Raw genomic sequence first — 12,643 nt, 5'->3', positions numbered from 1 at the left:
TCGGCCCACTCGTATCGGGCCTCGTTGAATTGGGATGAGTGATGTCCGCCATTATCGAGTACGCGCCACTGTTGTGGCAGGGACTGATGACGACGATTTTGGTTGCCGTTCTCAGCGGTGCCCTGTGTTTGATTGTCGCCTTCAGCATGGGCCTGGCCCGGTTGTCACGGTACTGGATCATCCGCTGGCCGGCAGGGGTGTTCGTTGAAATTTTTCGCGGCACCTCGCTGATCGTTCAGATGTTCTGGTTCTTCTACGCCCTGCCTTTCTTCGGAATTCAGCTGCATCCGCTCACCGCTGCGGTGCTCGCGCTCGGCCTCAATGAGGGTGCCTACGCCGCTGAGGTGGTGCGCGGGGCGATCAGCTCCCGCGCCAAGGGCCAGAACGAAGCTGGCATCGCCCTCGGCATGTCACCCGCGCTGCGGCTGCGCCGCATCCTGATCCCGCAGTCGATTCCAGCCATGCTGCCGCCGTTCGGCAACGTGATGGTTGACCTGCTCAAGAACACCTCGCTGGTGTCGCTCGTCACCGTCACCGACCTCACCTTTCGAGCCCAGATGATTCGCAGCAGCACCGGTGAGACCGCCGCGGTGTTTCTGACCATCCTCGTGATGTACTTTCTGCTCTCGGTGCTGTTGGCCATGCTCACCCAGTGGTTGGAGAAGCGGTACGCCCTCGACCGCCGCGCCCTCGCGGTGCAGCGCAAGGTGCTGCGCCAGGAGTCACTTAAAGACAAGGCAGGTGCGCTGTGATCTGGGACAACGCCTTTGCGATCTCCATCATCCCGATGCTGCTCAAGGGACTCTGGGTCACCATTCAACTCACCCTGCTCGGCACGCTTATCGCTGCCGTGCTGGGGCTGGTGGCCGCGGTCATCCGTCGCCTGCAAATTCCGGTCGTCTCGCCGGCGGTGTCCTTCATTGTCATCTTTATTCGGGGTACGCCGCTGCTGATCCAGGCCTACGTCGCCTTCTTCGTGCTGCCGATCTACGGCATCAGCTTCAACGCGTTCACGACCGGTGTCGTCATCATCGGCATCAACTACAGCGCTTATATGGCCGAGGTCTACCGCAGCGGAATCCAGGGCGTGCCGAACGGCCAATGGGAGGCTGCGACCGCCCTGAGCCTGCCCGCGACCCGCGTCTGGTTTCGGATTATCCTGCCGCAGGCCGTGCGCACCGTCATTCCCATGCTCGGCAACTACCTCATTCAAATGTTCAAGGACTCCGCCGTGCTCTCGGCCATCACCGTGGTCGAACTCATGGCGACGGCGCAGTCGATCGGCACCTCGACCTACCGCTACCTCGAGCCGCTCACCATGGCCGGCGCCCTGTTCTTTCTGGTCAGCTACCCGGCCTCACGGCTCGTCAACAAATTGGAGCGACGCTATGCACCCAAACAATGACCCGGCCCTTTCAGATATCGGCCTTGCGGAAACTGTCCTTTCCGGCGGCCCGCGCACCGACCGCATCACGGGCATGCCCACCGGTTCGGCACCGATCGTGGCCGGCGGCCCCATCGTGGCGTTCGACAACGTGAGCAAGAACTGGGGTGACAACCAGGTGCTCAAGGCACTCAACTTCAACGTGAACCCTGGGGAGAAGGTGTCGATCATCGGTCCGTCGGGGTCGGGTAAGACCACCATTTTGCGCATCCTCATGACGCTCGAGTCGCCCACCGAGGGGCAGGTCAACGTTGACGGGGATGTGCTCTGGGATGTAAAGCTCGGCGACAAGATTCGCGAGAGCAAGGTCATGCGCGCCACCCGCCGCAAGATCGGCATGGTCTTTCAGGGGTTCAACCTGTTTCCGCACATGACCGCCCTGGAGAACATCATCGAAGCTCCGGTGCACGTGCTCGGCATGAACAAGGCCGAAGCGCGTGACCGGGCCGCCGAACTGCTGCAGCTGGTGGGACTCGGCACGCACATGAACCACACCCCGCCGCAGCTGAGCGGTGGCCAGCAGCAGCGGGTGGCGATTGCACGCGCCCTGGCCATGCGACCCAAGGTGCTCTTGTTCGACGAACCGACCTCGGCCCTCGACCCGGAACTGATCGGCGAGGTGCTCAACGTCATTCGCAACCTCGCCAACAGCACCGACATGACCATGCTCATGGTCACTCACGAGATGCGCTTCGCCGAGGAGATCAGCGACCGGGTGGTCATGTTCGACCACGGCTCCGCCGTCGAGAGCGGTCCGCCGGAACAGATCTTCAAGAACCCGCAGGAGGAGCGTACCCGCGCCTTTCTGCAGGCCGTGCTCAAGCACTGATGCCAGACGCTGCTGCTGCCGCCAGGCAGATCTACCGTCCGCCAACCGAGGGGCCGCTGCGCCAGCGCGGGATCGGGGTTATCTGCCCGTTCGACATGGCCCTCGACCGCGAACTCTGGCGGTGGATGCCGCCGGAGGTCTCCTTATTCTTCACCCGCACAGTGTTCGTCGATGAGCCGGTCAGCGTCGAGCTCGCCCTCGAGGTGAGCGAAACGGCCGACATTCTGGCCGCGGCCCGCAACCTGAGCGGCGTCAGCCCAGAGGTCATGGCCTACGCCTGCACCTCGGGCAGCTTCGTGAATGGCGTCACCGGCTCCAATCGCATCTCAGCCGCGATGGAACGCGGGGGAGCACCCCGCGGAATCACGACCTCTGGCGCGCTCGTCGACGCCCTCGACTACCTCGGCGTGCAACGACTCGTCGTCGTCACACCATACGTCGCCGACCTCGCCGCGCTGCTTGGTGACTTTCTCGCCGAAAGTGGCCGCTCGGTCGTCGCGCAATCCTCGCTCGGCCTCGGCGAGAATATATGGCAGGTGCCGTATGCCACCACGATCGAGCTCATCCGCAATGCCGATGTGCCCGAGGCAGAGGCCATCTTCGTGAGCTGCACCAACCTGCCGACCTACGACATTCTCGCGCCGCTCGAACTGGAGCTCGGCAAACCGATCATCTCGGCGAACCAGGTCACCGTCTGGGCCGCGCTCAAGGCCCTGGGCTTGGCGGCCGTCGGACCCGGACAGCACCTGCTCGCGTAGGATTCGCTCGCTGAATGAGGTCAGGTGTGCGCAAGACATCGATAGGGACAACACGCCAGCTATCTTCTCCGATAGCGCATCCTGCATTTCGCGCGGCACCAGAAAGGATCGATCACGTGTCACGGACGCGTAGTCGGTTCAACAGCCACAGCTTGCACTCTCAAGAGATCGGGGAATCGCCGTGAAGTTCCGGCTTAGCCTCGAGGTTCCCACTCACGCGCAAATGCAAGAGCGTACTGAACACAACTATCTCGGGGATCGAGACGCGCCAGTCGCTGCCGGTGTCCTCTGTGCCGGCGGGCTCGCGGTGCGCCGATCACCGAAGGGCAAACGGCGCCGCGTTTAGCTGCTCGGGGCGGCGGCCATCTTGATCGCACTCCTAGCCCTCCTCATCGTGGCCGGCCTGATTGCCCGGAGCCCCTAGTTCACAAATCATCGAGCGGTGTGGTGGGATCCGCTACTGGGGGAGAACCGCCGCGTCACGAAACAGGGTGCCGAGCCGGTCGGTGGAGTGAATCTCGCCGGCCAGCCGCAAGCCCTGCCACACCGTGACCTGGTTGGCGGTGAGCACGGGCTTGCCGAGCGCCGCTTCGAGTTCGTTTATCCAGCGCGCCGAGTGTAGTGCGGTGTCGGGAATGAGGATGGCCTGCGCGGCGGGGCTGTCGTTGCTGCGGGCCAGAGCGAGCACGCCGTCGTGGTCGAGCTCGCCGGCGAGGGCGGCCGTCTTGATGTCGTGGCTGACTAGTTCGAGCACCTCGATGCCGGCCGTGCCGAGCAGCTGGGCGAAGTGCTGCGCGACGTCATACGGGTAGGTCGCGGCGACGGCGACGGTTGTGAACCGTAGGGCGCGCACGGCCTCGACGAAGGCGAGCGAGGTCGACGACACGGGCACCCCGAGAGCAGCCTCGATCTCGGCAACCTGCTGGTGCGCACCCTCCCAGCCGAACACAAAGCTGCCAGAGGTGCAGGCCCACATGACCGCGTCGGGAACGGATGCTTTGAGCGCGGCAGCCCCCTCGAGCAAGCGTTCGCTCTTACCTAGATCGAGCAGTGCCTCGACCTCATGGGCGTCGACACCGACCGAGGTGTGCACGAGCGGAACTCGGGCATATCCGCCGAGTGCATCTTCTAAAAAGGGGTAGTCGTCTTCGGCTCCGAAGCCGGGGTAAAGCATGCCGACGGTGACGCTCATCTGGATCTCCCTGCAAGTCACACGTTCGTGAAATTATTGATAGAATGTAGACAATACTACAAGAGTGGCATTATTTTATGATAGCTTCATGATTGTCGACAATCTTGCGGGCTGGCCATTGTCACGGAAAGACCGGCCCGATTCCGTGCGAAGGAGCAGCCACTCATGGATTCACTCAGATGGGCCACGGCCACCGAGTTGGTGGCCGCCTACCGCGCCGGCCAGATATCACCGGTGGAGGTCACGCAGGCCGCGCTCGACGCGATCGAGAGCGACGACGAAGCGATTAATGCCTGGTGTCTCGTCGACGCGGAATCCGCGCTGAACGGCGCGCGTGCATCCGCAGCGCGCTGGCAGGCCGGCACGCCGCTGGGTCTCGCCGACGGCGTACCGACTTCGATCAAAGACCTCATGCTCGCTCGCGGCTGGCCCACCCGGCGTGGCTCACAACTGATCACGCCGCAAAGCAACGACTGGACCGAAGACGCCCCCGCGGTGGCCCGGCTGCGCGAGAACGGTGCAGTGCTGCTCGGCAAGGTGACGAGTCCCGAATTCGGTTGGAAGGGTGTCACCCACGGTCCGCTCACCGGCGTGACCCGCAACCCGTGGAACCACGAGAAAACGTCCGGCGGGTCGAGCGGCGGCAGTGCGGCCGCGGTGTCCGCTGGCATGGGTGCCTGGTCGGTGGGAACGGATGGCGGCGGCTCGGTACGTATTCCGGCCAGCTTCACCGGCGTGGTCGGCCTCAAACCCACCTACGGGGTGATTCCGCTCTATCCGGCCAGCCCGTTCGGGACCCTTGCACACGCCGGACCGCTCGCCCGTTCGGTCGCGGATGTCGCCCTCATGCTCGACGTGCTCGCCGCCCCCGACCCGCGCGACTGGTCGTCAGCCGCGCCGCCGACCACCTCATTCCGTACCGGGCTGCATGACGGCGTGCAGGGCCTGCGCATCGCCTTCAGCTCCGACCTCGGCTATGGCACGAACGATCCGGAGGTTGAGGCCGCCGTGCGCACCGCCGTCAGCGTGCTGCAGAATCTTGGCGCCGAGGTCACCGAAGTCGACCTCGGCTGGAGCGACCCGGCCTGGGCCTACCACGTGCTCTGGTTTGCCGGCGCGGCCAAGGTGCTCGAGCCGTTCGGCCCGGCCGCCGCCTCGAAGATCGACCCCGGCCTGCGCGCCGCGCTTGAACGTCACGCCAATTTTTCGGCAAGCGACTTTCTCGACGCCACCGCCGTGCGCATGAAACTCGGCCACGACATGGGCGTGCTGCACGAACAATACGACGTGCTACTCACGCCGACGCTGCCGATCACCGCGTTCGAGGCCGGCGTGGACGTTCCAGCCGGGTCGGCATCGCCGGACTGGACTTCGTGGACCCCGTATTCCTACCCATTCAACCTCACCCAGCAGCCCGCGATCACCGTGCCGTGCGGCGTGACGAACGAGAATCTGCCGGTAGGGCTGCAGATCGTCGGCCCGCGCCACGCGGATGCACGCATCCTCCGGGTCGCCGCGGCCTACGAGCAAGCCACGCAGTGGCCGACCGGGCACCGCGTCGAGTCCCACCTGACACCAACGATCCGCTGAACCCCAACCAGACAAGGACCCACCATGGCTCGCTATATCACTATCACCCTGGAGCAGCGCGGCGTCAGCTGCAAGGCCGTCCTGCTCGACGTTGACGCGCCCCGCACAAGCAACGCCGTCTGGGATGCCCTCCCCTTGAGCGGCCAGGTCTTTCATGGCAAGTATGCCCGCAATGAGATCTACAACCTCGTGCCGGCTTTCGCTCCCGCCGAACCCGGCGCTGAGAACACGACGATCACCCCAATTCCCGGCGACGTCTGCTACTTCACCTTTTCGGCCAATGACCTGCAGACCCCGTCGCACGGCTATGAGGCCAATGGTGGGCCCAAGGAACTGCGCACGATCGTCGACCTCGCCGTGTTCTATGACCGCAACAACCTGCTGATCAACGGTGACAGCGGATGGGTTCCCGGCAATGTGTTCGCGACCATCATCGAAGGGCTGGCCGAAATGAAGGCCGCTTGCCAGGACGTCTGGATGGGCGGTGCCCGCGGCGAGACCCTCACCTACGCCCGATTCGACGAATAGCACCAGGCTTCGCGGGTTCCGCCGAGGCGGGCACCCACCCGTTGGGTGGTTCGCGGCCACCAGAGCATGCCGCCGAGTACGCCGCTCGACTCGCGTGGCCAGACCGGGTGGCCCACCAATCACGAAGCGGATGTCGCTAGTCGCGACCGGGTCTCGCAGGCCGAGGCAGAGTGCTCAGGCCGTCGCGAGCGTCTGGCGAACGACCAGGGGCAGCCGCACGGGTTCGACGCGGATGCTGGTGCGCTCACAACCGGTGCACTTGAGAACGTAGAGGGGGAGAGTGATGCGCAGGGTCTGCGCGGGGTTCGGTTTCAGGTCGGCTCGTGACTTGCAGAACGGGCAGGTAATTCGCATCGAGGGGGGTCCCTTGGATTGATTCTGCGTAAGCGATAACTCACGTCAGCATGACCATAGGGTGAACCGTCGATGACCGCACCCCCCTTGAAGTTCTCGGCCATCTGTGTGTGCAGAGCAGTTCGTCTGTCCCCGTTCCGACGGACGCACCCACGACACGCTAAACGGATGCCGCGAGCAGGCTCACCACGACGGTGTCGCCCTTGGTCGACAGCTGGCCGACCTCAGTGAACCCGAGCCGGTCGTGAAAGGCGAGCGACCCAGGATTCGGCGGCTCCAGGTTGACCTCGCAGAGCACTTCGGTGAGGAGCTCGCGGCGGGCCGCACCGAAGATGGCGTCGTAGAGCACCGGGCCGAGGCCCTGCCTGCGATACCCGTCGGCCACGACGATGCGGTCGACGTAGAGAAAATCGTTGGACCGGGCAGAGAACCAGAGGTAGTTCTCGCTCTCGTAATCGGCCCCGACGACGAACAGAACGGCGAAGCCCAGCGCGATATCGGTCGCGTCGTCGTGCACCACTGTAATCGCGAGGTGGCTGTGTTCGACGAGCGCGGCCAGCGCCGAAGCATCCAACTCGTTGACCGCGGGAACCGCGGCATTGTTGAGCGCGAGCAGGCGCGGCAGATCGGCGGGTAGGACGGAACGAATCGAGTAGGTCACCCGTCAACGATAGAACGTGCCACCGGTTCCGGTTGACCTCGAGCCCTGTCAGAATAAATTGTCGCCGTTTTGGACCTGGCGACTCGTTCGAGGAGACAGCGGCGTATGACTCACCAGGTGAGCACGAACACCACCAACACCAGCACGCTCAATTACCTCGCTGCACGCGACCAGCTGCTGGCTCTGCGCGACGATCACGCCCGCGCCGCACAGGAGTTTCGCTGGCCCGACGTTGGGGAGCACTTCAACTGGGCCACCGACTGGTTCGACGTGCTCGCCCGCGGCAACAACAGAATCGCCCTGTGGATCGTCGAAGAAGACGGCAGCGAGCAGAAGTTCACGTTCGACGAGATGGCCCACCGGTCCGACCGGGTCGCCACCTGGCTCAGCCACCAGGGAGTCGGGCGTGGCGACCACGTCATGCTCATGCTCGGCAACCAACGGGAAATCTGGGAGGCGATGCTCGCCATCATGAAGGTCGGCGCCGTCATCATGCCCACGAGCGCCGTGCTCGCCGCGCACGACCTGACCGACCGAGTGCGTCGCGGTGATGTCAAGCACGTGATCGCCAACTCGGCCGACGCGGCCAAATTCGACGACGTTCCCGGCGACTACACCCGCATCGGCGTCGGCGAGCCCCGCCCCGGGTGGGCTGACTTCGCCGATGCCTACGCCGTCAGCCCGGAGCCGATCACGACGGTCGTCGCCTCTGCTGACCCGTCTCTGATCTACTTCACCTCCGGCACGACGAGCAAGCCAAAGATGGTGCTGCACTCGCAGACCTCTTACCCGGTCGGCCACCTGTCGACCATGTACTGGCTGGGCCTGCGCCCCGGCGACGTGCACCTCGCCATCAGCTCACCCGGCTGGGGCAAACACGCGTGGAGCTGCTTCTTCGCGCCGTGGATCGCCGAGGCCACCGTCTTCGTTTACAACTATTCCAAGTTCGATCCGAACGCCCTCATCGCGCAGCTGCACCGCGCCGAGGTCAGCACGTTCTGCGCGCCGCCCACCGTCTGGCGCATGCTCATCCAAGCGGATGTCGGTGCTCGCCCCGCGAGCCTGCGCGAGTTGCTCTCCGCCGGAGAACCCCTCAACCCCGAGGTTATCCGGCAGATCGACAACGGCTGGAAACTGACCATCCGCGACGGATTCGGCCAGACCGAAACCACCGCGATCGTCGGAAACGGGCCCGGATCCGTGCTGAAAGCCGGCTCGATGGGCCTGCCACTGCCCGGCGTCTCGATCAAACTGCTCGACCCGGTCACCGAGCTGCCCGCCGACGAGGGCGAGATCTGCCTCGACCTGTCGCAGAGCCCGGTCAACCTCATGAGCGGGTACCATGGCGAACCCGACCTCACCGCGCATGCCATTCGTGGCGGTTTCTTCCACACGGGCGATGTCGCCACGGTGGATGCCGACGGTTACCTCACCTTCATCGGCCGCACCGACGACGTGTTCAAGTCGAGCGACTACAAGGTGTCACCGTTCGAGGTGGAGAGCGTGCTGCTCGAACACCCCGCGGTCGCCGAAGCCGCCGTCGTTCCTGCACCGGACCTGACCCGGCTGAACATTCCCAAGGCCTACATCCACCTCGCCCCGGGCTGGGAGCCGAACGCCGAAACCGCCGAGGCCGTGCTGCGGCACGCCCGCACCGGGCTGCCCGCCTACATGCGGGTGCGGCGGGTGGAGTTCTTCGACCTGCCCAAGACCATCTCGGGCAAGATCCGTCGGGTCGAGCTGCGCGAGCGCGAAGACGACGCGGCGGCGGCCGGCATCCGCCTGCCCGGTGAGTGGCGCGACGACCAGTTTTCGGGACTGAAGCGCTAGCGGCATCCCCGACGGTTGCCGGGCCGGTGCGCCCTTCGCCCCGGGAGCCAACCCGATGAATGGCCGCGACACGCACGGTATGCTCGCGTTGGCACTGAGCGTGGCCAACCTGCCCCACTTTGAAGCGCAAGACGGCATCTCGCTGACCAACACGGTCGTGCTGGCCGGCCTCGGCCACACTCCGGCCGCGCAGGTCACCAACCTGGTCGGACTGATCGACGCTTCCACGCTCGCGCGCGGGTCCCACCTCAACATCAACGTGCTCAACCGCGAGACGCTCTAAGACGCCACTGAACACCCGGAGAACTGCCCGTAGCTGATCATCCGGGTGTCGTGCTACGCCGTGAACTTTGTGCGGCTCACCCGGGAGCAGCAGCTCGACGTGATCAGCCGCACCTTCCACACGAGTGTCTGACATGATGGTCGCGGCACTGCTGGGCCGGTCCGAATATCACCACGAGCAGGTACAGGGACATCTCGATGGCTCAATGTCTCGCGGGTCGAGGTGCTGTCGTTCCACCAGATGGGCGAGGACAACTGGAACCGCCTCAACATCCCATATCCGCTGAACGGGGTGCAACCGCCCCACCCCGCACTACTCGATCGGGTGCGCGAGCAGTTTCGTACTCGAGGCCTCACGACGTTCTAGTCAGCGCTAGTAACGGGCGAGCAGCTCCGTCTTCTTGGCGAGGAATTCGGCATCCGTCACCACGCCGGCATCGCGCAGCTGACCGAGCTGGGTCAGGTGCAGGGCAATTCCGGTGGAGGCTGGCGCGGCGTGGCCTTCGAGTTCGCGGCGCGCGGGTGCGGCAGCGAGTGCGGCCACCGACTCCGGGGGGACGCTCGGCGCGAATGACGGCGACGACGCCGGTGATGATATGGGCGACTGGGCCGCGTGAGCCGACTGTGACATGCGGTCGATCCAGGCCAGCGCGATCGCCGAGAGAATGAACACCATGTGGATGATGACCTGCCAGAGCACGCCGTCCCAGGTGTAGACGTTGCCGGTGATGGTTTCGGTCGGGTCCGAGCTGACCGGGGTGCCGCGCGCTGCCAAATCGCCGACCTCGATGAAGGTCTTGAGCAGGTGGATCGACGAGATCCCCACGATGGCCATGGCGAGCTTGACCTTGAGCACGTTCGCGTTGACGTGGCTGAGCCATTCCGGCTGGTCGGGGTGACCTTCCAAGCGGATGCGCGACACGAACGTCTCATAGCCGCCGATGATGACCATGATTAGCAGGTTCGCAATCATCACGACGTCGATCAGCCCGAGCACCGAGAGCATGATCGCGGCTTCTTCAACGTGAATGCCGCCGTCATCGCCGGGCACCGTCAGCGAAGTCCAGACGTCGCCGCCCAGGTTGATGAGTTCGACCATGAACACGATCACGTAGATGATCTGCGCGATGATGAGGCCGATGTAGAGGGGGGCCTGCAACCAGCGGCTGAAGAAAATCATCAGGCCGACGCTCCGCACCCAGCGGGACTGGGGGCGGAAGGGGCGAGGGAGGGCTGTTTCAGTCACCAATCGATCATATGGTGGGCCCGGGTGAGAACTTCCTGTGTGAACGTGCAGTCAACCCATCTTCATCGCCCGCACCAGCTGGTGGGGTTCGCCGAGCGCGGAATCCAACCCGAGCAGTTCAGCGAAGTGGGTCGACGGCTCGACGCCGAGTTCGCGGCCCAGGTGGGCGCGAAAACTGCGGTACACCTGCACCGCTGATGCATAGTTGTCTTCGGCGAGGTGGCACCGCACGAGCAGGTGCTGGGCACTTTCGCGCAGGGGGTCCACGACCGTCGCCGCCCGTGCCGCACCGAGGGCACGGCTGAAACTTTTGGAAATCAAGAATGAGCGGGCCAAGCCCTGCAAAGCGTCCACGCGCTGATTGAGCAGATGATTCTGCTGGTCGAGCACCCACTCCTCGTACCAACCCGGCAACAAATTCGCATCCTGCAGCAAATCGATGGATTCCGGCGGCACGGAGCGTGCGCCGGCCAGGGTGATCTCGGTGATGAGTTCTCGTACCTCGTGCAGATCGACCCGCACTGCGCAGTCGAGCTGTAACGGGTCGGTCGCGCTGAGCAAACGCGGCAGCTCATGCGAGATCCGAAAGACGCTCGCGCGCAGGTTGCCCGCCGACTGGCGCTCGGGGCTGTCGGGCCAGAGGATGGCGGCGAGCACGTGCCGGGGCTGGGTGTGCAGTACTGCGAGGGCTGCGAGCAACCGCTGCTGGCGGGCGCCGACCTCAACCGGTACGCCGTCGTAGCGCAGCTGCCAAAAGCCCAGCACGCGAAGATCCCAGCCCGGTGTCGCCGAAAATCCCATGAGTGCTCGATCCGCGAAAAGAGAACACAGCAACGATAGACGGGTGCCGCTATCGCCCAGAATGGCCAGTCCCGGCATGGTTGTCAATGCCGCTACCGCAAAATGGATGCACCGGTGAGCGTGACAGCGCCGCTCGCGTGGCTCGCGTGGCTCGCGTCGCTCCGCGGCCGTAGCTCTGCCGCCCCAGACTCCGCCGTTCCAATAACCCGCCGGTAACGCTGCCAGCGCTAGCCTCAGTGGGCACGTGCTCTCGAGATTGGACGGCCATGAGTCAATTCGCACTCTGTGTGGGCATCAACCGGTTCGAGAACATGCCGATGGCCAGCTGGTTGAACGGCTGCGTGAACGATGCCGCTGACGTCAGCGCCCTGCTCGGAATGGCTTTCGGCTTCGCCGACTCAAGTATCACCGTACTGACCGACCAGGCCGCGACGAAAGATGCCGTCCTCGGGGCGATGACCGAGGCGCTCGACCGGGCGAATACGCCGGGGGAGCACCTCGACCACATCGTGTTCACCATGTCGAGCCATGGCACCCAGATGCCCGACACGAGCGGCGACGAGGCCGACCAGGTCGACGAAGCCTTCGCTACCTACGACCTGCGGCAGATCGGTCCCGCCTGGGACGCCGGCTCTCTCATCCTCGACGACGAGCTGCACGATTTGTTCACCCGGCTTCCAAAGGGAGTGCTGCTCGACGTGATTCTCGACACCTGCCACAGCGGCAGCGGGCTGCGCGCCATGGATCTGGTGCCCACCGTCGACGACCGACGCCCCCGGTTCGTTCCGCCGCCGACGCCGCTCGGCCGGAACGGTGCCGAGGCCGAGGGCGCCGATACCCGCACACTGCGCGATCTGGTGCGCTCATCGAGGGCCGCGGCGAAACCGGTGCTGTTCGCCGCCTGCCGGGCCGACCAGACGGCCGCCGACGCGAACTTCGACGGCCGCTATAACGGGGCGTTCACGTATTATCTGCTCGATGCGCTGGGGTCCGGGTCAGCTTCGACCCGCGGCGAGGTCATCAAGCAGGTCAACGCGAAGCTGCGCGCGCGCAAGTTCGCCCAGCGGGCGCAACTGGAGGCATCCGCTCCGGGAAAATCGACCGCGTGGGGTACCGCGTTCTAGCGTC

The 12,643-nt window shown here is 64.8% G+C and carries 13 protein-coding genes and 1 pseudogene; 9 read left to right on the top strand and 5 right to left on the bottom strand.

Features of this window, described 5'->3' with window-relative positions:
* The first annotated feature begins 41 nt into the window (after nucleotides 1-41).
* The 4 genes from ehuC to E3T47_RS10870 all read left to right on the top strand — a co-directional run bounded on the left by ehuC (nucleotide 42) and on the right by E3T47_RS10870 (nucleotide 3,031).
* The gene (gene ehuC / locus E3T47_RS10885) at nucleotides 42-752 is read left to right on the top strand and encodes an ectoine/hydroxyectoine ABC transporter permease subunit EhuC (protein ID WP_134556077.1); all 711 of its coding nucleotides are present in this window, start codon (nucleotides 42-44) and stop codon (nucleotides 750-752) included.
* Entirely contained in the window at nucleotides 749-1,405 is a 657-nt protein-coding gene (ehuD, locus tag E3T47_RS10880; RefSeq protein ID WP_134556076.1) for an ectoine/hydroxyectoine ABC transporter permease subunit EhuD, read from the top strand. Before ehuC ends, ehuD begins: the two co-directional genes overlap by 4 nt.
* 73 nt (nucleotides 1,406-1,478) lie before the next feature.
* Nucleotides 1,479-2,273, top strand: a complete 795-nt coding sequence (ehuA, locus tag E3T47_RS10875) for an ectoine/hydroxyectoine ABC transporter ATP-binding protein EhuA (protein ID WP_166805705.1) — start codon at nucleotides 1,479-1,481, stop codon at nucleotides 2,271-2,273.
* Nucleotides 2,273-3,031 carry a maleate cis-trans isomerase family protein gene (locus tag E3T47_RS10870; protein WP_174844670.1) on the top strand — a complete coding sequence of 253 codons (759 nt, stop codon included), beginning with the start codon at nucleotides 2,273-2,275 and terminating at the stop codon, nucleotides 3,029-3,031. Before ehuA ends, E3T47_RS10870 begins: the two co-directional genes overlap by 1 nt.
* Nucleotides 3,032-3,488: 457 nt before the next feature.
* Here the strand turns inward: E3T47_RS10870 and E3T47_RS10865 are convergent, their stop codons facing one another.
* On the bottom strand, nucleotides 3,489-4,223 hold the full coding sequence (locus tag E3T47_RS10865) for a maleate cis-trans isomerase family protein (RefSeq protein ID WP_134556075.1): 735 nt from the start codon (nucleotides 4,221-4,223) through the stop codon (nucleotides 3,489-3,491).
* Between the two features lie 165 nt (nucleotides 4,224-4,388).
* Between E3T47_RS10865 and E3T47_RS10860 the strand changes: the two genes are divergently transcribed.
* On the top strand, nucleotides 4,389-5,813 hold the full coding sequence (locus tag E3T47_RS10860) for an amidase (protein WP_134556074.1): 1,425 nt from the start codon (nucleotides 4,389-4,391) through the stop codon (nucleotides 5,811-5,813).
* 24 nt (nucleotides 5,814-5,837) lie between these two features.
* On the top strand, nucleotides 5,838-6,341 hold the full coding sequence (locus E3T47_RS10855) for a DUF3830 family protein (RefSeq protein ID WP_134556073.1): 504 nt from the start codon (nucleotides 5,838-5,840) through the stop codon (nucleotides 6,339-6,341).
* A 174-nt stretch (nucleotides 6,342-6,515) separates the two neighbouring features.
* Here E3T47_RS10855 and E3T47_RS10850 read toward each other — a convergent pair whose 3' ends face one another.
* Nucleotides 6,516-6,695, bottom strand: a complete 180-nt coding sequence (locus tag E3T47_RS10850; RefSeq protein WP_134556072.1) for a hypothetical protein — start codon at nucleotides 6,693-6,695, stop codon at nucleotides 6,516-6,518.
* 160 nt (nucleotides 6,696-6,855) lie between these two features.
* Entirely contained in the window at nucleotides 6,856-7,356 is a 501-nt protein-coding gene (locus tag E3T47_RS10845) for a GNAT family N-acetyltransferase (RefSeq protein WP_134556071.1), read from the bottom strand.
* Nucleotides 7,357-7,461: 105 nt separating this feature from the next.
* Between E3T47_RS10845 and E3T47_RS10840 the strand changes: the two genes are divergently transcribed.
* Together E3T47_RS10840 and E3T47_RS10835 are read left to right on the top strand one after the other, a co-directional pair.
* Nucleotides 7,462-9,186 (top strand): AMP-binding protein, encoded by a 1,725-nt coding sequence (locus E3T47_RS10840; RefSeq protein ID WP_134556070.1) that lies wholly within the window; start codon nucleotides 7,462-7,464, stop codon nucleotides 9,184-9,186.
* A 7-nt stretch (nucleotides 9,187-9,193) separates the two neighbouring features.
* Nucleotides 9,194-9,601 (top strand): annotated as a pseudogene (locus E3T47_RS10835) (glycine radical domain-containing protein); the annotation flags it as partial.
* A 240-nt stretch (nucleotides 9,602-9,841) separates the two neighbouring features.
* On the opposite strand, the gene E3T47_RS16105 reads toward E3T47_RS10835, so the two are convergent.
* Together E3T47_RS16105 and E3T47_RS10825 are read right to left on the bottom strand one after the other, a co-directional pair.
* On the bottom strand, nucleotides 9,842-10,714 hold the full coding sequence (locus E3T47_RS16105) for a TIGR00645 family protein (protein ID WP_241982180.1): 873 nt from the start codon (nucleotides 10,712-10,714) through the stop codon (nucleotides 9,842-9,844).
* Nucleotides 10,715-10,765: 51 nt separating this feature from the next.
* Nucleotides 10,766-11,515: an AfsR/SARP family transcriptional regulator gene (locus E3T47_RS10825; RefSeq protein ID WP_166805695.1), complete on the bottom strand. Its 750-nt coding sequence runs from the start codon at nucleotides 11,513-11,515 to the stop codon at nucleotides 10,766-10,768.
* Between the two features lie 266 nt (nucleotides 11,516-11,781).
* Here E3T47_RS10825 and E3T47_RS10820 point away from each other — a divergent pair, with 266 nt between their 5' ends.
* On the top strand, nucleotides 11,782-12,639 hold the full coding sequence (locus E3T47_RS10820; protein ID WP_134556068.1) for a caspase family protein: 858 nt from the start codon (nucleotides 11,782-11,784) through the stop codon (nucleotides 12,637-12,639).
* The last annotated feature ends 4 nt before the right edge of the window (nucleotides 12,640-12,643 follow it).

The sequence above is a fragment of the Cryobacterium ruanii genome (assembly GCF_004404055.1).
In the GTDB taxonomy this organism is placed as follows: Bacteria; Actinomycetota; Actinomycetes; order Actinomycetales; family Microbacteriaceae; genus Cryobacterium; species Cryobacterium ruanii.
The sequence above is the reverse complement of the archived record's forward strand: the minus strand, read 5'-3'. Positions and strand labels throughout refer to the sequence as shown.